The following is an 18,703-nucleotide window of genomic DNA, read 5'->3' on the forward strand; positions in this document are numbered from 1 at the left end:
TGCGTCACTTACCTTTCCTGGCTTTGTTCGACTTCTTGGCTTTGGCCGGCCGCTTCTTTGCAGCCTTCTTCTTGGCTGCCGATGTCTTCGCTGCCCTCTTTTTTTTCGCCGCCGCCATCTTCGCGGGAGGCTTCTTCGCTCCGGATTTGGTGCGTTTCGGCTGGACATTGGTAGCGGGCGGCACGTGAGCAGGCGGCGCGGCCGCGGCGGTCGCGGCGGCCGGCTGATACGAACCCATCCAGAAGGTGAGTTCGGCCAGTTCGTCTCCGGCGAGATAGTCGTTCTGCCAGCCGTCGGTGTCGATCAGGCCGTGCCAGACCTTGGGGTCCTGCCGATGGGCCTCGACATAGGTGTTCCAGCGATAGGCCTGATAGATCGCGATGATATTGATCGCATAGGCCGCCGCCAGCGGCCGGTTGCCCTCGATGATCATCAGGTTGTCGTCGTTCTTGCTCGACGCCTTGAACCCGAGATTGTGCGACCCGGTCATGACCACGGGATTGTCGCCGAAAGGATCGAGCACGATGACCTTGCTGTGAATATGAACGCCCTGCCCGAGGATTTCGGTCGCCCAGTCGTGAAAGGTATCCTTGATGTTCTTGGGCACCATCGACTCGTAACCGAGGTGCTGCGGCGGCTGCTTGCCGCCGTTGAACAGCGTGACGGGAGTGCCGGCCGACGGATCGAGGGCGGCGTGGGGGGAAGGCTTGGCCGGCTGATCCCCGGTCGACGCCGTGGTGAGATCGGCGATCTCCTGATTCACCACGCCACGGATATAGAGTTGGCCATCGAAGTTGGGCGTGCCGGCGTGGTGCCGGAACAGGATATTTTGCAGGAGCGTCCATTTATTGGCCGGCTGATCGCCGGCGACGAACACCCCCGGATTGAAGAACAGGAACAGGATGCCCTGCTTGGCGGCGTTGATGAGTTTGCGCGCGTAGTCGAGGTCCTGCGCCTTGTCGGTCGGCGCGAACCATTGCGTGATGGTGCCGCCATCGACGCTGAAGACATTGGCGGTGGTCTCTCCGTTGGCTTTGGCCAGGCCGGGCGGATAGGCATTCTTGGCGTTCTTCAGGAGATTCCATTCGTCGAGGAAATATTGCGCAAGCTTCGGGTCGCTGACGATGATGCCGTTATTGGCCTGCGTGCACAGCCCTGTCATCGTCCAGTTCGTGCTGCCGGAGAGGACGCGCTGAGGCTTGCCCGCGGAATCGCAACACACCAGGAATTTGTTGTGCGCGAAGTGGCCCTGGGGAACGAGGCGGTTGTACAGATCCACGACGGTGCGCATTTCGGCGCGCACCGCCTTGTTCTCGTCGTTGTCGTTCTTCTTGCTGAAGGCGCCGTTAGCCAGGATCAGGTGGCATTTCTTGCCTAACGCCTTGAGCGCCGCCTTGAGTTCCGGATCGTTGAGCTCGTACAGCGCCGCATAGACCTGGCCGTTGTTCTTCTTCACGTCGGCGAGCATGTCCAGGATCTGCGGCCGCAACAGACCGCTCAACTCGTTCCGTAACGCGTTCTTGGGCGGCTGGGTCGCGGCGATCAAATCGGCGATCTTGGGCGGCGGGTTACCAAGGCTGGAAAGCACCCGCGTTACCCACTGCGCGGCCACGATACCCTTGTTGAAATTTGCCGAGATATTCGGCGTCAGCTGACCGGTGATCGTCATCGGCGACGTCAGCTCGCTGGCCTGGTCGGTCGCCAGCTGAAGGTTGCCCTGGTCGCCGATCACCGGCACCACGGAATATTGCACGACCTGACCCGGCTTCACGCCATAGTCCCACCACATGAAGCGCTGAACGGGATGCTTCCAGGGCGCGGTGGGATCGAGCTTGTCGTCGTCGGAGAATCCGACGAAGCCGTGCAGATAGACGTCGGGGCTGCCTTGCACCACGCGGCGGATCGTGAAGCCGCGACATCCCTTGATCGGATTGAGATTGGCCGGCAGCCAGACCAGGGCCGTATGATCGCCGTTGTCATAAACTTTTACATCAATGGACATAGAGTATCCTCCACGGCAGTGAACCACCCGCCGTCGAGGCTATAACTCTACCTGAAATCGTACAAGACCGAAGACACACCTATCGCTGCGGCAACGCCGCATGCTGGCGCGGCACGGCGCAGCGCGCGCCGGACAAACCCCGCCAGCTCCGCGGGTGGTTCGCTAGCCGCTGAAGGTGCCGCTGCGGTCGCTGAAGAGATCAAGCGCGCCGACACCGGGGTTCCTGGCCTGAAACAACGGCGCCGAAGCCGCTGACGCCACCGGCGCCGCCGATGCGACCGAAATGGCTGGCGCAACCGGGGTTGCTGGCGCAACCGAGGTTGCTGGCGCAACCGAGGTCGCTGGCGCAACCGAGGTCGCTGGCGCAACCGAGGTCGCTGGCGCAACCGAGATCAGCGACGCGGAGTTGCCCCACAATTCCCGCACCGCCGGCGAAACCGGCTCGGCCCGGTCGCCGACCTGAAACAGCGAACGGAAGCTTGAATCGGCCGGCGCGGAGCTTGCCGTCGTCGATGCGGAGGCCATCGTGACCGGTGTGACGGTTCGGACGTCCGGAAATGTTGACAGGTAGGCCGCGTTGTCGATCGCAGGCGCGGCTGGAGCCACGCTCGCGACCGCGGTGGTCGCCGGTGAAATCCCGTACATCGCCAGTGCGCTCTGCGTCGCCGGCGAGGCTGCGGCGCTGGCGTAGCGTTGCGTCAATACCGAATAGACTTCGGAGACGCTGCGCGCGCGCCCGGTGCGGTCATAGAAGATCGAGCGGTTCGCCGCCGCGGCGTTGGGAAACAGCCGCGGGCCCGACGCCTGCGGATTATCCTCCGCGTTCGAGATCAGCTTGGCCGCGCCGCCGACGCCCATGAAGTGCGCCATGTACAATTCGCTGTCGGTCGGGCGGCGGCCGATCATGCCGGTGAGCTTGAAACTGTTGGATTGGGTCAGAACGGCCGCCATTGACGAGGCGGCGACAGGATCGTCGCGCAGCTTCATGATCGCGCGGCGCATGGTGGGATCGCCGACCGAATAGCTGCCGTCGGATGATTTGGTGATGGCGTCGGCGTAGTTGCCGTAGCCGAGCTGGGCGCCGGCTTCCTTCACGGTACCGAGCCAGGTCTGGTCGATGAACTGAAACAGTCCGTGCGCCGACGAGGTCGGGGCGCCCGCCGTCGGATTGAAATCCGATTCCATCTTCGCGGTCGTGAGCAGATACTGGAAGCTGGCGCCGCTGGTGTTCGCGGCCTGCTTGATCGCGCCGGCAACCCGGGCGCGCGAGGTATCGACACCTGCCGTTGCCGTGGCGTTCGATGTGTCGACCGACATGCTTTGGTCTCCGCTCCCCGCGAAACGACCCCCACTTGGCCTGTTCGAGAGCTCCCACTAACGCTCAAGCCACGGTCACACTGGGGTGATTATGGTTAAGGGAGGGTTAAATTTCATCAGCCGTCATCCCGGGATGGTCCGAAGGACCGGACCTCAGATGCGCAATTGCGCATCGGGGAATCTCGAGATTCCGGGTTCGCCTGCGGCGTCCCGGAATGACGATTGATAAAATCACTTGCGATAAACGCTGTTCGGATCGAACAGCCGCTCCGCATCCACGAACGCCAACCGCGCCCCGCCCTCGCCCGCCGTCACCTTGCGGTAGAAACAGGAGCGCCGGCCGGTGTGGCAGGCGGCGCCGACCTGTTCGACCCGGATCCAGACCGCGTCCTGATCGCAATCCATCCGCATCTCGACGACGCGCTGGGTATGACCTGAAGTCTCACCTTTTCGCCACAACGCATTGCGGGAGCGGCTGAAATACCAGGCCTCCCCGCTCGCGATGGTCTTGCGCAGCGCCTCGTCGTTCATGTGCGCGACCATCAGCACCTCGCCTGTATTGGCGTCGGTGGCCACGCAGGTCACAAGGCCTGCGGCGTCGAATTTGGGCTGTAAGCCAAGCCCTTCCTCGGTGTCGCTGCTATCGGATGGTATGGACACGGGCAGTCCTCGAAAAATTCCGGCGAGGACTAGCGCTGCAGCCCTCGCACCATGGACAGGAAACGCGCCTGCTCCGCCGGATTGTCGCGGAACATGCCGGTGAAACGACTGGTGAACGTCGTCGCGCCGTGCTTGGCGACGCCGCGCACCGACATGCAGGTATGCTCCGCCTCGATCACGACAGCAACGCCGCGGGGTTTGAGAACTTCGTCGATCGCGGCCGCGATCTGTGCGGTCAGATGCTCCTGGGTCTGCAGGCGGCGGGCGAAGATATCGGTGAGCCGCGCCAGCTTCGACAGTCCCACCACCCGCTCCACCGGCGTATAGGCGATATGCGCCCTGCCGTAGAACGGCATCATGTGATGTTCGCATTGCGAGGTGAATTCGATGTCGCGGACCAGCACGAAATCGTCATAGCCGGCGGTTTCGCCAAAGGTGCGGTTGAGCACCTCCGCCGGACATTGATGATAGCCCTGGTAAAGTTCGTCGTAGGCCTCGACCACGCGGCGCGGCGTATCCAGCAGGCCCTCGCGGTCTGGGTTCTCGCCGATATAGCCGAGCAAGGTCTGCACCGCCTGCTCGGCTTCGGCCCGCGACGGACGGGGCTGATCCGGGCGTACCGCGGCGGCCAGGAATTCGGAAGGGTCGAGTTCGGCGGGCCGTATTTCCGCAAGCTTCGCATCGGAAGGCTTGATCTCGGAAGGCTTGCCTGGGCGGAGGGATTTGATCAATGCGTCCATGTCAACTCCGTTCGACCGGTCATGAATGAGACCGGAGTGTCACCGGGCAGACGGGGGCGGCGCACCGCCGGACGCCTGAGTCCCACAATCCTAGCACATGGCGGCCGGATCGGTTCCGATTTCACCCGCCAAAATGGCCGGGCTGTATTTCCGCCATTGCTGGCCATATATAGGGCTCTGGACCGCAGCCGCCAAGGGCGATCGCGAGGCCGATCAAGCCTTTGGGCGTGAGATTTCGACCTATGCTGAATGACATTTACAACAAGCGGATCATCGAACTGGCCGGCAACATCCCCCGGCTTGGCCGCCTGGCCAGCCCGGACGCCAGCGCCACCGCGCATTCCAAATTGTGCGGCTCGACGGTGAAGGTCGATCTCAAGATGGACGGCCCCGTCGTCACCGACTTTGCCCATGACGTGAAGGCCTGCGCGCTCGGCCAGGCCTCCTCCTCGATCATGGCCAGCCATGTCGTCGGCTCCACGGCGGGCGAACTGCGCGAACTGCGCGAGACCGTCCGCAAGATGCTGAAGGAAAACGGCGGCCCGCCGCAAGGCAAGTGGGCGGATATCGCGCTGCTCGAGCCGGTGCGCGATTACAAGGCGCGGCACGCCTCGACGATGCTGACCTTCGATGCCGTGGTCGATGCGATCGGCCAGATCGAGGCAAAGGCCACGCAGCCGGCATCGGCTTAATGGCTAAAATTTCTCCGTCGTTCCGGGGGCGCGCGAAGCGCGAGCCCGGAATGACAACCGTGGCGGAATTTTCTGTTACTGCGCAGGCGCGGCCGCAGCGCCGCCGGTCGGAACGACCGCCTCGGCCGTCTTGGTGGATTTCGCCGACGGCCGGTTTTCCTCGGCGTCGACCGTGCTGCTCACAAAGCGATCCTTCGTCGGCTTGGCGGTCAGCGCAACCGTCGGCAGCACCGAGCCACCCGTTGGCGGCAGTACTTCGGCGACCATGTCGGTGGTCACGAGATTGGTCAGCCGCAATTCCTCCCGCGACAGCTCATGCAGTTCTTCCCAGGGCGGCACGTTCAGCGACAGCGACAACAAATCGCCGGCGCCTCCCATGTCGAACGTGTATTTGGCCAGACGCCCGATATCGCGTTCTACAATCATCAGATCCTGCGCGCTGTAGCTTGCGGCCTTGGCATCGTCGGCGCGGTCGCCCATCCAGATCTGATGCACCCTGACATGCGCGGCCTCCGGCACGTAACGGGTCTTGCCCGACAGCAGCAGGAACACGCACATCGACTCGCAATAGGCTTCGGACGCAACGCTGGCACGATCGCCCTGCGCGGTGTGGGTTTGGATGCTGGTGCCGACCGTGGTCATCAGACCGAGCTTGCGAAAGTGCCGGCCGAGCGTAATGGAGTCGTTGACCGAACCGCCGCTGGAATCCAGCACGATGGTGGCGCCGCCGAGCTCACGGCCGCGAATGAAGTTGTCGAAATCAGTGGGACTATCAGCGGTCACAATGCCGATCGCGCTGATCCAGCCCCGGCAATCGGGCTGGCACGCTACCCAGGTAAACCGCATCGGCAATTTGCGTTCTTCGAGACTGCCGCCGGCCTGCGCCGAGCCGCCGGGCGTGGCGACGATACCGGACAATGCGATACAGAGGGCGGTGGCGCCCAACAGCGCCAAACCGCGTAACCCAAGCGATCTCACGAGCCTCAATTTGGTTCCTTCCCCGCAAGCCCCAAGACGAGAAGTCAAGACGCGCAGTGGCAACGGCCCCGGTCCAACGCCACATGATCCTGTCATCATAGCGTTACGAAAAGGGTAAACGTGGCGACCCTAATCGTCCATAGAACCTTTGCTGCACCGCCGTGCAAATCATTGATATTTCCCAAAGTGTGGCACAATTATCGGTGAGGGCCGGTTCCGTGCCCGGGAACTCCGCAGATCCACGCACAGGATTGCAGCACACCGCCCATGAAGCATTCATCGTCCCAGCATTGCGCGGATTGCGCCAACGCGGCGGCGCGGCTGCCGCGCAATGCGGGGCGCGCGATGATCTGGATTTACCGGCACACTCTTTCGCCGCTGGTCGGTTTCAATTGCCGCCATCTGCCGACCTGCTCGGTCTATGGCGACGAGGCGATCGAACGCTTCGGGCTGTGGGGCGGAGGATGGATGACGCTGGCGCGGCTGCTGCGCTGTCAGCCCTGGGGTACCTCGGGAATCGATAATGTTCCGCTGACCAGGCCTGCGGGCGCGCGATGGTATTTGCCGTGGCGGTTTGGTCGCTGGCGCGGCGTCAACGGCCCCTGAAACCCGGCTCCGTTGCAGCGCATGCAAGCAGACGCAGTGCGGCATGCCGGGAACCACGGCTTTGCCGCCGGATTGATCCGATGTCTTCCAGGGAGGACGTCAACGATGCGCTGGAGAATCCGTCAAGGGAACCACGACCCCCGGCAAATCGACCTATTGGCGGCGCTGGTCCTCGTCATCGCCATCATCGCGGTGGACCACTATTTCGGCCACCGTCAGCAGCCGCCGGCCACCGGCGCCTTCATCGAGCCAAGCCAGTCCGTCCGCTGGTGAAGCGCCTTGGTCGGGGCTTTTTCCCTTAGCGCGAAAACCACTGGAAACTCCGCGGCTGCGGCTCGACCGGCGCCGGCGGACGAGGCGTTCTCCGACGCGGTGGTCTGGGCGGCGGCGGTGGCGCGTCGGTCGATGACGTCGCCTCCGGGCTGACCGAACCGTCGTCGGGCAGTTTGACCGAGAGCAGCAGATTGGATTCATGCGAGCGCCAGCGATAGCCGATGCCGAAATCCATCGGCTGCGCCCGCCGGAACAACTCGGCATAGGAGTCTTGGTATCTTCCCGGGAATTCGGCGATCGGGCCGGCATAGCGGCCGAACGGGAAGAAGCGCCACTTCTTCGGGCTGTAATAGCCGAGCGGAATCCCGGAATCGTCCTGAATGATCGTTGAGCTGTTGGCGAGAATGAAGTCGCGCACCGTGCTGAAATTGCCGGAATGCAAAAGGTACGACGCGCTCTTGATCAGGCTGTTGCCAGGCGCGAGCGTTGCGCAGAATTTCAGGAAGCCTGAAGCCTTGACGCCGGGATTGGAAAGATCGGTCGAGAAGTAATACAGCGTCTTTTCCACGCCGTCGCTGCCGGCGAACACGATGCGTACCCCGCGCACGGCGTTCGCGCCGGGATTCTCGTTGGCAAAATACGCCGTCCCCTTGTCGTCGACCGCGACCGGGCTGACGTTGCGAATGCTCTTTCCCGAACGCGCCAGGAATACGTAGAGGATGGGCAACGTGCCGTTGAGCTCCCCGGCCCGCAGGTCGACCTTCATCTGCTTGGTGATGAAAAAGGAAAAGCTCAGGATCGAGCCAAGCGAACGCTCGACATTGTAAAGTGCGGCGCCGACGCCGCCGCGCGGCAATTTCGTCAGATCGGGCACCGAACCGGGCGGTTCGAGGGCGCTCAACACATAAGTCGTCGCCTTGGAATAGAAGGCGTCGGCGTAGAGGAAGTCCGGACCCGAGAACATGTAGAACATGGTCGGCCGCGGTGCCGCCAGATTGGTATCCGACCAGGCGCGGATTTTCGACAACTGGCGCTGCTCGAGCTGCGCGAACGCGGTATCGAAAAATCTGGCGTGGCGCTGCCAGGCCGGATCCCTGGTCAGGGGCGTCAGCGGTGAATCTGCTGACGGCGGCATTCCGGCCAGGAAGCGCGCGGTGTCATCGGCGGTCACCTCGGCGGCGCGCCCGGGCAGCAAGGCGGCGAGGAGCATGGCAGCAGCGACTGCCGCGATTTTCATTGTCTGAAACATCTCTATTCGCGACCCGGTGAATTGCCTGGTGATTTGGAATGGCCTGATGATGGGGTCGCGGCGCCGTCCCGCTTGCGGAACACGGCGTAGATCAAAAGGCCTGAAACCATAATCAAAACACCGAGGAACGACTGCAGCGGCCGGTCAACCACAAGATAGTACATCATGAAGAGGGTCACGAGCAGGAAAACCACCGGGGTTACCGGGTATCCCCAGGCGCGATAGGGCCGTGGCAGGTCGGGCCGGGTGATGCGCAGCTTGATGACGCCGAGCACGGTGAAGAACGAACAGAACAACAGCGCGAACTGAATGAAATCCAGCACCGCCTCGAAACTGCGGGTGAACAACATCAGGCTGGCGACCGCGAGCTGAAACACGATGGCGTAAACCGGCGCCCCCTGGGACGATTTGCGGGCGAATAGCCGCAACGCCGGGATGTCCTCGCCCATGGTCATCATCACGCGCGGTCCGATCCACATCATCGCGCTGATGGAAGACACGAGCCCGATGCAGATCATCGCACCGACGATGCGGCCCCCGATCTCGCCGAAGATGGCGCTGCCGGCGATCCGGGCGACATCGAGTTGGCCCGCAAGTTTGTCGATCGGCGTGGTGTGGAGGAACACCGCGTTCAGCGCCACGTACAGCACTAGCACGATCAGCGTCCCGGCGAGCAGCGCCCGCGGCAGGTTCTGCTGCGGCGTGTGCATCTCGCCGATGATGTAGGTCGCGGCATTCCATCCGGAGAACGAATACATCACGAACACCAGGCCGATCGCGAACGGCGCGCCGCTGACATAGCCGATGTCGGAAATATGGGGCGCAAAGGATACCGGTTGCGGCGTGCCGACGACAAATCCCGCAATCAGGAACGCAACGATCAGCACGACCTTCAGGATGGTGGAGACCAGTTGAAAGGTAGAGGAGTGCCTGACGCCGCTCAGCTGCACGATCGACACCAGCCAGACCGCGCCGACCGCCAGCGCCAGCGGCGGAGCGCCCGGAATGACCGATTTGCCATATTCGCCGAACGCCATCGCGGCCAGGGCCACCGGTGCGGCGAAGCCGACGGTCGCCGATACCCAGCCCGCCAGAAATCCGAACGCCGGATGAAAGGCACGGCTGAGGAAGTTGTACTCGCCGCTCGAGCGCGGAAACATCGCGCCGAGCTCGCTGTAGGAAAAGACGCCGCACAACGCCACGATGCCGCCGACGGTCCACAGCAACAGGATCGCAAAACCGGAGGGAATGTCCTTGACCTGAAAACCGAGGCTGGTGAAGACGCCAACGCCGACCATGTCGGCGACGACGATGGCGGTAGCCACGACTACCGAAACCGTGGACCCGCGAGGAAGCCGGCCAGGCCATGCCGCGCTTCCCGTTTCCATTGCCGCCATGTCCGTCCGCGCTTCGGGCGTCATGCCCGGATTTTTTATGGTGCAGGTTGACCCCTGCCAATTCAAGCAGTGTTAACAATGATTTAAATCCACGCCTGAATTTGGTGTTCTGATACCGTTTTGACAACCGGAAGCCCGACACGGTCTGTGTCGCCGCGAAAAGAAGGCTGGAGTCCCACAATCAGGACACGATTTCGTGTTTTCTGGACCATTCCGGGAATGGGGAGAAATTCCCGGAAGGTTAACGTTACCGCAACTCAAGCGCGCTGACATGCGCCGAGGAGGGCGGTATTGGGGCGATGGGGTGGATGGTCGGGGCCAATCCGAAAAATAGCAGGTGCGATCGCGCAGCCTTGGTGAGGACACCGGGCGCGGCGCGGCACGACCGCGCGCGCGCTCCTCACGCTGCTTCGCCGCGATTGCGCTGGATCGGCATCCTGTCGGTGTTGGTCCCGCTGTCATTCATTCTCGTCCAGTGCGGCCAGGCGCCGAGCGCCGGTTCGCTTGCCGCCAACGTGCAGGGCACCAAGGGCGACTCGTTCGACGACCGCTTCCCGACACCCCAGTTCAAGGATCGCTTTCCGACGCCAGGCGAGAGCCTGTTGCAACGGCAAGCCTCCACCTCCGACGCCTCTAACCGGCGTACCGCGCAGGCGCAACCGCAGCCCGCCCCTTACCGGGTCGCGTCGCTGGCGCCGACCGTGCCGTACCAGCGTCCGGCCCGCGAGGATCAGACCACGCTGGTGAGCCTGAAATCCTCGGCGTTCCCCTATTTCGGCAACAATCCTCACACCGAACAGCCATTCCTGAACGTTTCAAATGGCGAGCGGCGCGGCCACCGCAGCTACAGCGGTCGGGTCCTCTGGCAGGACGAGACCTTCAACGACAACCGCGTCCTGATGCATGTCCCGGAGACTTTCGACATCCGCAAACCCGGCGTGATCGTCGTGTTCTTCCATGGCAATGGCGCGACGCTCGAGCGCGACGTGCGCGACCGGCAGCTGGTGCCGCAACAGATCTCCGATTCCGGCGTCAATGCGGTGCTGCTGGCGCCCCAGCTTGCGGTCAATGCCGCCGATTCCAGCGCCGGCAAGTTCTGGCAGCCCGGCGGCCTCAAGCGCTTCGTGACGGAATCGGCCGATCATCTCGCCAAGCTCTACGGCGATCCGGCCGCGGCCAAGGCGTTCGCCAACATGCCGGTCATCATCGTTGGCTATAGCGGCGGCTTCGTCCCGACGGCCTGGAGCCTGGAAGTGGGCGGCCTCGGCAACCGCGTGCGCGGCGTGTTCCTGCTCGATGCGGTGTACGGCGAGCTGGACAAGTTTGCTTCCTGGGTCGTCAACAACCGGTCCGGTTTCTTCGTCAGCGCCTATACGCGTTACACCCAGCGGCACGACCAGGAATTGATGCAGATGCTGCGGGACAAGGGCGTCGCCGTATCGGATGACATGGACGGTCCGCTGCACCCCGGCAGCGTCGTCTTCGTGAAGACTCCCGATGGAGTGACGCATCGCGATTACGTCACCCACGCCTGGACCGCAAACCCCGTCAGGGAAGTTCTGGTCAAGATGGCGTCAACGCCGGCGCTGACGCGGGTCGCGGCAAGCAGCGGCGACGCCTATCCCAACCGATAGACCGACGCGCGGGCCGCGTCTCAATCCCGGGTCTTGCGCCTCAGTTTTTCGCCCTGGTGAAACCGCGCGTTGAGATCGCCGTCATCAACGCCAGGGCGACAAAGGCCATGCCCGCATAGCCGATGCCGTACAGGAGTTCGCGCGCATACAACAAGCCGCCGATCGCCGAACCGATCGCCTGGCCGACGTAAAGCACCGACGTGTTGAGCGATACGGAGGCCGAGGCCAGCGCCGGCGCGGCGCTGACCAGCCGAACCTGCTGCATCGAGTTGCTCGACGCAAACCCCAATCCCCAGATCGCGACCGAGCCAGCCATCAGCGGATAGTTGCCCGCGCTCAGGCCCCAGCCCGTGATCCCCGCCAGCACCAGCGAGATGCACAGGACCGACGTCTTGTAAGCGCCCCAGGAATCGACGATGCGGCTGACAATCGCGATCCCGGTGAAACCGCACAGGCCGTAGATCGCAAATACCAGCCCGACCGCGTCGGAACCGACCCGGGTCAGCTTGGCCAGCAGCGGCCCCATAAAGGTGAACACGGCGAACTGGCCCGACATCAGCAGCGTCGTGATCAACAACAGCACCATGATCGCCCGGTTGCCCGCGAGGTCGATCCAGGTCTTGAGGTCCACCCGCGCGCCGACCAGGCCGGCCGGCAACCGCCAGGCCAGCAGAATAAAGCCGAGCGCGCCTGCCGCACCGATGCCGCCATAGGCCACGCGCCAGCCGTAACGGCTCGCCATGAACGTGATCAGCGGCAGCCCGATGGCGGCGGCGAGCGACCACCCCAGAAATACATAGGCGATGGTGCCGCCGCGCTTCTCCGGCGAAACGATCAGCGCTGCGGTGCCCGCCGCCTGCGGGGTATAGAGCGCGCCGATCCCGAGCATGATCAGGCGAATGATCAAGAGGGACGCGTAGTCCGGCGCAAACGCCGACGCGATGTTACCAAGCGCGAGCACCGCGAGGGTTGACGTGAGCAAGGTGCGGCGCTCGATCCGGCTTGTCAGCCACGCCGTCAGCGGCGAGCCGATGCACAGCACCACCGCGCCGAAGGTGATCAGCAATCCCGCCGCATGGACCGTGACGCCGAGATCCGACGACAGTTCGATCAACATACCCGCCGGCGCCAGCACCGAGCAGCCGGTGACGAGATTTCCGAACATCAGCGCGGTGCGCGCGAAGCGGCGATGCAGCGGGCTGTCGGAATCCGGATTTTTCATGCAAGTGCATGTAGAGCACGCCGGCGTGGAATAAAAGGGTGGCAGGCATAATTTAGCGACGCCGGTAGGCGGCCCGGTCACTCCACCGATTTTCCGTTTGATCCCAATTGCGCCACGCGAATCGCCTGCTATACCGCTCGTTCCCGCTTACCTGCGCTCGTTCGCAGGAGTGAGCCACAGGAGACTGCCATGCCCGACAAGAATACGCCCGCGTCAGGATTCCAGTACAGCCTCTCGAATCTGAAACCGGTCGAGCCCGTGCACAAGATCACCCTCACCTTTCCCGACGGCGCCAGGCGCGAATTTCCCAAAGGCATCACCGGCCTCGATATCGCCAAGGGCATTTCGCCCTCGCTGGCCAAGCGCACGGTGGCGATGGCGCTCGACGGCGGTTTGGTCGATCTCGCCGATGCCATCGAGCATGACGCGAAAATCGAGTTCATCGCCCGCGACGATCCGCGCGCGCTGGAACTGATCCGGCACGACGCCGCCCATGTGCTCGCCGAAGCGGTGCAGTCGCTGTGGCCGGGCACCCAGGTCACGATCGGTCCGGTGATCGAGAACGGCTTCTACTACGACTTCTTCCGCAACGAGCCGTTCACGCCGGAAGATTTTGCCGCCATCGAAAAGAAGATGCGCGAGATCATCGCCCGCGATAAGCCGTTCACGAAAGAAATTTGGGATCGCGAACAGACCAAGCAGGTGTTCCGCGACAACGGCGAGATGTTCAAGGTCGAACTGGTCGATGCGATTCCAGCCGACCAGACCATCAAGATCTACAAGCAGGGCGACTGGTTCGATCTGTGCCGCGGCCCGCACATGACCTCGACCGGCAAGATCGGAGGCGCCTTCAAATTGATGAAGGTGGCCGGCGCCTATTGGCGCGGCGATTCCAACAATCCGATGCTGACGCGGATCTACGGCACGGCGTTCGCCAAACAGGAAGACCTCGACGCCTATCTGAGGCAGATCGAGGAAGCCGAAAAGCGCGACCATCGCAAGTTGGGACGCGAACTCGACCTGTTCCACTTCCAGGAGGAAGGCCCCGGCGTGGTATTCTGGCACGCCAAGGGCTGGACCATCTTCCAGGCGCTGATCGCCTATATGCGTCGCCGCCTCACCGGCGACTACAGCGAGGTCAACGCACCGCAGATTCTCGACAAGGTGCTGTGGGAGACCTCCGGCCACTGGGATTGGTACCGCGAGAACATGTTCGCGGCCCAGTCCGCCGGCGACGAGGCCGAGGACAAGCGCTGGTTCGCCTTGAAGCCGATGAACTGCCCCGGCCATGTGCAGATTTTCAAGCATGGCTTGAAGAGCTATCGCGATCTGCCTCTACGCTTGGCGGAATTCGGCGTGGTGCATCGTTACGAGCCCTCCGGCGCGATGCACGGCCTGATGCGGGTGCGCGGATTTACCCAGGACGACGCGCATGTGTTCTACACCGAGGCGCAGCTCGCCGACGAGTGCCTCAAGATCAACGACCTGATCCTGTCGACCTACGCCGATTTCGGCTTCGAGGGCGAACTGACGGTAAAACTCTCGACCCGGCCGGACAAGCGCGTCGGCACCGACGAAATGTGGGATCATGCCGAGCGCGTGATGGCGACGGTGCTTAGCGAGATCGAGGCAAAGAGCCACAATCAACGCATCAAGACCGCGATCAATCCCGGCGAAGGCGCCTTCTACGGGCCGAAATTCGAATACGTGCTGCGCGATGCCATCGGCCGCGACTGGCAGTGCGGCACCACGCAGGTCGACTTCAATCTGCCGGAGCGGTTCGGCGCCTTCTACATCGATGCCGACGGCTCGAAGAAGACGCCGGTCATGGTGCATCGGGCGATCTGCGGCTCGATGGAACGCTTCATCGGTATCCTGATCGAACACTACGCCGGCAATTTTCCGCTCTGGCTGGCGCCGGTCCAGGCCGTCGTCACCACCATCACCTCGGAAGGCGACGACTACGCCAAGGTGGTCGCGGCCGCGGCGCGGCGCGCCGGACTGCGCGTCGACCTCGACCTGCGCAACGAGAAGATCAACTACAAGGTCCGCGAGCATTCGCTGGCGAAAATCCCGGCGCTGCTGGTGGTCGGCAAGAAGGAAGCCGAGAGCCATTCGGTCTCGATCCGGCGTCTCGGCAGCGAAGGGCAGACGGTGATGCCGACCGATGAAGCGATCGCCGCGCTGGTCGATGAGGCCACACCGCCGGATGTGAAGCGGGCGCGGCTGGAAACCTGATGGCCGAAGAACAGGAACTGCCAGCCTACCCCATCAGGGCTTACCAGTTGATCCCTGATCCCAACCAGCCGACCGTGGTGGCGCTGGCCATCGAGACCGATCAGGGCCACAGCCTGTTTCTGGCGACGCGGGAGATTTTGGAGGATCTCGGGAAGGATCTCCTGGAGCGAGCAGCGAAGATGCCGGTTAAAGCCCGACCAAAATAGACTTGGGCCGGCATGCCCGCCGTGACGAAACCGAGAAAGCAATAGATCTCCGATCACAATCGGTCCAAACGCGGACTTGCGGCCTCGTGGCCGGCGGTCTCGCGTGCTATGCGATTCCGAATCATTTCCGATGAAAGAGACTGTCGTGCCCGACGCCATCGACCTCCTGAAAACCCGCCGCTCCGTCAAACCGCGCGAGATGAGCGGGCCCGGCCCCTCACCCGCCGAGCTTGAAACCATCCTGACCATCGGCGCGCGGGTGCCCGATCACGGCAAGCTGGCGCCGTGGCGTTTTATCGTGTTCGAAGGCGACGCGCGGGTTCGTGCCGGCGAGATCATCGCAAAAGTGTTCGCGCGAAAGAACCCGAATGCCTCGCCCGCCGAGATCGAGGTCGAGAAGCGGCGATTAACCGACGCGCCATTGGTGATCGGTGTCGTCAGTTTCACCAGACCGCATCCCAAGGTGCCGCCGTGGGAACAGGAACTGTCCGCCGGCGCGAGCTCGATGAACATCGTCACCGCGGCGACCGCGCTCGGCTATGGCGCGTGCTGGCTGACCGGCTGGTTCGCGTTCGATCGCGACGTGCTCGAGGGTCTCGGATTGAAGGCGGACGAAAAGCTCGCTGGCCTGATCCATATCGGCACGGCGCCGAAAACAAGCGAAGACCGCCCCCGACCGGCACTCTCGGACATCGTGACGCGATTTTAGAGAGAATCCCTCATCCTGAGGAGCGCGCCTCTCGCGCGCGTCTCGAAGGATGAGGCCCCACCGCGGCCTCGTGGTTCGAGACGGGGCTCGCGCGCCTCCTCACCATGAGGAGTCGCGCCGCCGCACTGGCTTCACTATCACGCCGCTTGCGACGCAAGCGCACCGAACTTGGACAGCAGCGCTTCGACATCGGCCGCGGGGCGCGCCGCACTGAACAGGAAGCCCTGCACCTCATTGCAGCCTTCGGCGCGCAGCCAGTCGAGCTGGTCGATGGTCTCGACGCCTTCCGCCGTGGTGGTGATGTTCAGGCTGCGGCCAAGGCCGGAGATCGCTCTCACGATCGCGACACAGTCGGGGCGCTCGGCGATATCCTTTACAAACGACCGGTCGATCTTGATCTTGTCGAAGGGAAAGCTTCGGAGGTAGCTGAGGCTGGAATAGCCGGTGCCGAAATCGTCCATCGAGATGCTGATGCCAAGGCCACGCAACTGATGCAGGATCGCAAGATTGGCCTCGGTCTCCGCCAGGAACAGCGATTCGGTGATTTCAAGCTCGAGCCGCAACGGCGACAATCCGGAATGCGCCAAGGCCGAGATCACCGCCTGGACCAGATTGCGGCTACGAAACTGCACCGGCGACAGATTGACCGCGACCTTGATGGCATCGGGCCATTTGGCCGCCTCGGTGCAGGCCTCCCGCAACACCCATTCGCCGAGCGAGACGATCAGTCCGATGTCCTCGGCGACCGGAATGAAATCCGCCGGCGAGATCATGCCTTTTTCGGGGTGCCGCCAGCGCAGCAGAGATTCAAAGCCGCTGATCCGGTCAGCGGCGATGTCCACCAGCGGCTGATAATGAAGCTCGAACTCGCCATTGGCGAAGGCGCGGCGCAGGTCCAGCTCCATGTCGCGGCGCTTTTGCGCCAGCCGATCCATCTCCCGTTCGAAGAAGCGGTGAACACCGCCGCCGTCGGACTTCGCCCGGTACAGCGCCATGTCGGCGTTGCGCATCAGCTCCTCGGTGGTGCTGCCGTCGCCGGGCGACAGCGCAACGCCGATGCTGGCGCCGATGACGACCTCAATGCCGTCGATGTCATAGCTTGCGCTCAATATCTTGATCAATCGGGCGGAAAAATCGCTGACCTCGTTCGGCGAGACCTCGGAGGCAAGGATCACCGCAAACTCGTCGCCGCCGAGCCGGGCCGCCAGATTGTTGCCCCGAACCTGCGACCGCAGCCGGTCGGCGACCAGCCTCAAGAGGCGGTCGCCCATCGGGTGACCGAACGAATCGTTGACGTTCTTGAACAGGTCGAGATCGACGCACAGCACCGCCACTCTGTTGCTTCCGCTCTGGCCATGCTCCAGCGCCTGGCGAAGACGATCCTGATAAGATTCCCGGTTCGGCAGATTGGTCAGGCCATCGTGGTGAGCCATGTAGGCGATCCGCGCCTCGGCCTTGCGCCGTTCGGTGATGTCGACAACGGCGACGAGGTAGCCGTCGCGTCCCTCGAACACCACGCGCCGTCCGAACGTCAGCACGTGAATCTCGCTACCGTCGGCCTTGAGATGCCGCCAGTTGCCGCTGGAATGATAGGCCTCGCCGATCTGCTGCAGCGCCTCCGAATGACTTACCCACTCATCCCTTGGCCAGATCTCCTGGAGCTTCATGCGCAGGAACGTCGCACGGCTATATCCGTAATGCTGCACAGCCGCGTCATTGACGCTCAGAAACCCGGTCGTTTCGGCATCGAACACCCACATCGGCATCGGGTTGTTGTCGAACAGCAGTCGAAACGAGGCCTCACGCCGCTTCAGCGCCGTGACATCGGAAACCGTCAGCGAGAGAATGTCGCCGAATGCGGTTGCGCCCAGTTTCAGGTTGCGATCGTCGCTGTCGATTTCGAACTGGTCGCGGTTGCCGCTGCTGACGACCGCCAGCAACCGCTCGACGACCTCGGGCGAACACAGGAGATTCCCCCCGGCGCTGAGCCGGCGCCACAGCAATCCGGTCGAAGGCACCTTCAGCAGCCGTGAGGCGCCCTGATTGTGGTGAACGATCTGGAAGTCGAACGGCCGCGCCTCGGAATCGCGAATCGCCGCGAGCGACAGCACGCCCTCGTCGGTCGCGGAGAAAATCGCATCGAGCAGATTGTAGGAAGGAGCCCGCTCGTTGACATAGGCGCCGATCAGGGTGCTGCCCCAGCGCGACGATGTCGGCATCGCCAGCACATCATAGGTCTGAACCACCCCATCGCGTACGCAATGCGCAGCGGAAAGGTAGGGACGGCCGTTGGCGACCGCGCAGGCGGCGGCTTCGCCGAGCGCGGTGGCGCAATCGGGTGACAGCGCGGTGACGGGGATGTCCCAGCGGTCGTCGCCCAGCCATTTCTGGACGTAGCGGCCGGCGCGCGACACTTCGAGCACGTTGTTGTTGTCCTTGAGCAGGACGATGTGATCCGCCAGCCGGCCGAGGCTTCCCAGCATCACATCTTCATATCGCGGCAGCCTTTCGCCCGGCCGCAGTGCCGCCTGCCACTTGCGCTGCAGGACCGGGACATCATCGAACATTTCCGTATTGAGTTTCCCCGATGGCTTCCTGGCAGCAAGCATGACATTCCCCACAACGCGCAACAATTTCGCGGGTCATCCAATGCAGCCGCGCTTAATGCGCTGTAAAAATTGCGGGCGTGAGGCGGCGAACCGGCGATTATGACGGTTTTAAGTCGCGCGATGGTTAGTGGGCATTAGAGACTATGACAGTCGTCGCAGTGAGCGTGACAT

The 18,703-nt window shown here is 63.2% G+C and carries 15 protein-coding genes and 1 pseudogene; 7 read left to right on the forward strand and 9 right to left on the reverse strand.

Going from position 1 to position 18,703, the window contains the following annotated elements; genetic code table 11:
• Window positions 1–4: 4 nt before the first annotated feature.
• From E8A46_RS17255 to folE, 4 genes and pseudogenes are all read right to left on the reverse strand, one after another.
• Complete coding sequence (locus E8A46_RS17255) at window positions 5–2,002, reverse strand: phospholipase D-like domain-containing protein (protein WP_291563200.1); 1,998 nt, start codon at window positions 2,000–2,002, stop codon at window positions 5–7.
• Between the two features lie 354 nt (window positions 2,003–2,356).
• Window positions 2,357–3,319, reverse strand: a pseudogene (locus tag E8A46_RS17260) (transglycosylase SLT domain-containing protein); the annotation flags it as partial.
• A gap of 231 nt (window positions 3,320–3,550) precedes the next feature.
• Window positions 3,551–3,979, reverse strand: coding sequence for a phosphoribosyl-AMP cyclohydrolase (hisI, locus tag E8A46_RS17265; RefSeq protein WP_291563202.1), 429 nt, complete (start codon window positions 3,977–3,979; stop codon window positions 3,551–3,553).
• A 29-nt stretch (window positions 3,980–4,008) separates the two neighbouring features.
• A complete protein-coding gene (gene folE, locus E8A46_RS17270) occupies window positions 4,009–4,719 on the reverse strand; it encodes a GTP cyclohydrolase I FolE (protein ID WP_291563205.1) in 711 nt (236 codons plus the stop codon).
• Window positions 4,720–4,961: 242 nt separating this feature from the next.
• Here folE and E8A46_RS17275 point away from each other — a divergent pair, with 242 nt between their 5' ends.
• Window positions 4,962–5,411, forward strand: coding sequence for an iron-sulfur cluster assembly scaffold protein (locus tag E8A46_RS17275; RefSeq protein WP_291563207.1), 450 nt, complete (start codon window positions 4,962–4,964; stop codon window positions 5,409–5,411).
• 75 nt (window positions 5,412–5,486) lie between these two features.
• Here E8A46_RS17275 and E8A46_RS17280 read toward each other — a convergent pair whose 3' ends face one another.
• Complete coding sequence (locus E8A46_RS17280) at window positions 5,487–6,398, reverse strand: hypothetical protein (protein WP_291563211.1); 912 nt, start codon at window positions 6,396–6,398, stop codon at window positions 5,487–5,489.
• A gap of 258 nt (window positions 6,399–6,656) precedes the next feature.
• Between E8A46_RS17280 and yidD the strand changes: the two genes are divergently transcribed.
• Together yidD and E8A46_RS17290 are read left to right on the forward strand one after the other, a co-directional pair.
• Entirely contained in the window at window positions 6,657–6,995 is a 339-nt protein-coding gene (yidD, locus tag E8A46_RS17285; RefSeq protein WP_291563214.1) for a membrane protein insertion efficiency factor YidD, read from the forward strand.
• A gap of 105 nt (window positions 6,996–7,100) precedes the next feature.
• Window positions 7,101–7,268, forward strand: coding sequence for a hypothetical protein (locus E8A46_RS17290; protein WP_291563215.1), 168 nt, complete (start codon window positions 7,101–7,103; stop codon window positions 7,266–7,268).
• A gap of 25 nt (window positions 7,269–7,293) precedes the next feature.
• Here the strand turns inward: E8A46_RS17290 and E8A46_RS17295 are convergent, their stop codons facing one another.
• Window positions 7,294–8,505: a hypothetical protein gene (locus E8A46_RS17295; protein ID WP_291563216.1), complete on the reverse strand. Its 1,212-nt coding sequence runs from the start codon at window positions 8,503–8,505 to the stop codon at window positions 7,294–7,296.
• A gap of 14 nt (window positions 8,506–8,519) precedes the next feature.
• Window positions 8,520–9,914, reverse strand: a complete 1,395-nt coding sequence (locus E8A46_RS17300) for an amino acid permease (RefSeq protein ID WP_291563304.1) — start codon at window positions 9,912–9,914, stop codon at window positions 8,520–8,522.
• Window positions 9,915–10,267: 353 nt separating this feature from the next.
• Here E8A46_RS17300 and E8A46_RS17305 point away from each other — a divergent pair, with 353 nt between their 5' ends.
• Complete coding sequence (locus E8A46_RS17305; RefSeq protein WP_291563220.1) at window positions 10,268–11,548, forward strand: alpha/beta hydrolase; 1,281 nt, start codon at window positions 10,268–10,270, stop codon at window positions 11,546–11,548.
• A 40-nt stretch (window positions 11,549–11,588) separates the two neighbouring features.
• On the opposite strand, the gene E8A46_RS17310 is transcribed toward E8A46_RS17305, so the two are convergent.
• On the reverse strand, window positions 11,589–12,770 hold the full coding sequence (locus tag E8A46_RS17310) for an MFS transporter (RefSeq protein WP_291563224.1): 1,182 nt from the start codon (window positions 12,768–12,770) through the stop codon (window positions 11,589–11,591).
• Between the two features lie 189 nt (window positions 12,771–12,959).
• Between E8A46_RS17310 and thrS the strand changes: the two genes are divergently transcribed.
• From thrS to E8A46_RS17325, 3 genes are all read left to right on the forward strand, one after another.
• Window positions 12,960–15,008: a threonine--tRNA ligase gene (thrS, locus tag E8A46_RS17315; RefSeq protein ID WP_291563227.1), complete on the forward strand. Its 2,049-nt coding sequence runs from the start codon at window positions 12,960–12,962 to the stop codon at window positions 15,006–15,008.
• Complete coding sequence (locus E8A46_RS17320) at window positions 15,008–15,214, forward strand: hypothetical protein (protein ID WP_291563229.1); 207 nt, start codon at window positions 15,008–15,010, stop codon at window positions 15,212–15,214. Before thrS ends, E8A46_RS17320 begins: the two co-directional genes overlap by 1 nt.
• A gap of 145 nt (window positions 15,215–15,359) precedes the next feature.
• A complete protein-coding gene (locus E8A46_RS17325) occupies window positions 15,360–15,923 on the forward strand; it encodes a nitroreductase (RefSeq protein WP_291563305.1) in 564 nt (187 codons plus the stop codon).
• Between the two features lie 137 nt (window positions 15,924–16,060).
• Here E8A46_RS17325 and E8A46_RS17330 read toward each other — a convergent pair whose 3' ends face one another.
• The gene (locus E8A46_RS17330) at window positions 16,061–18,532 is read right to left on the reverse strand and encodes an EAL domain-containing protein (RefSeq protein WP_291563232.1); all 2,472 of its coding nucleotides are present in this window, start codon (window positions 18,530–18,532) and stop codon (window positions 16,061–16,063) included.
• Between the last annotated feature and the right edge of the window lie 171 nt (window positions 18,533–18,703).

This window comes from Bradyrhizobium sp., from assembly GCF_004799445.1.
Lineage (GTDB): Bacteria > Pseudomonadota > Alphaproteobacteria > Rhizobiales > Xanthobacteraceae > Bradyrhizobium.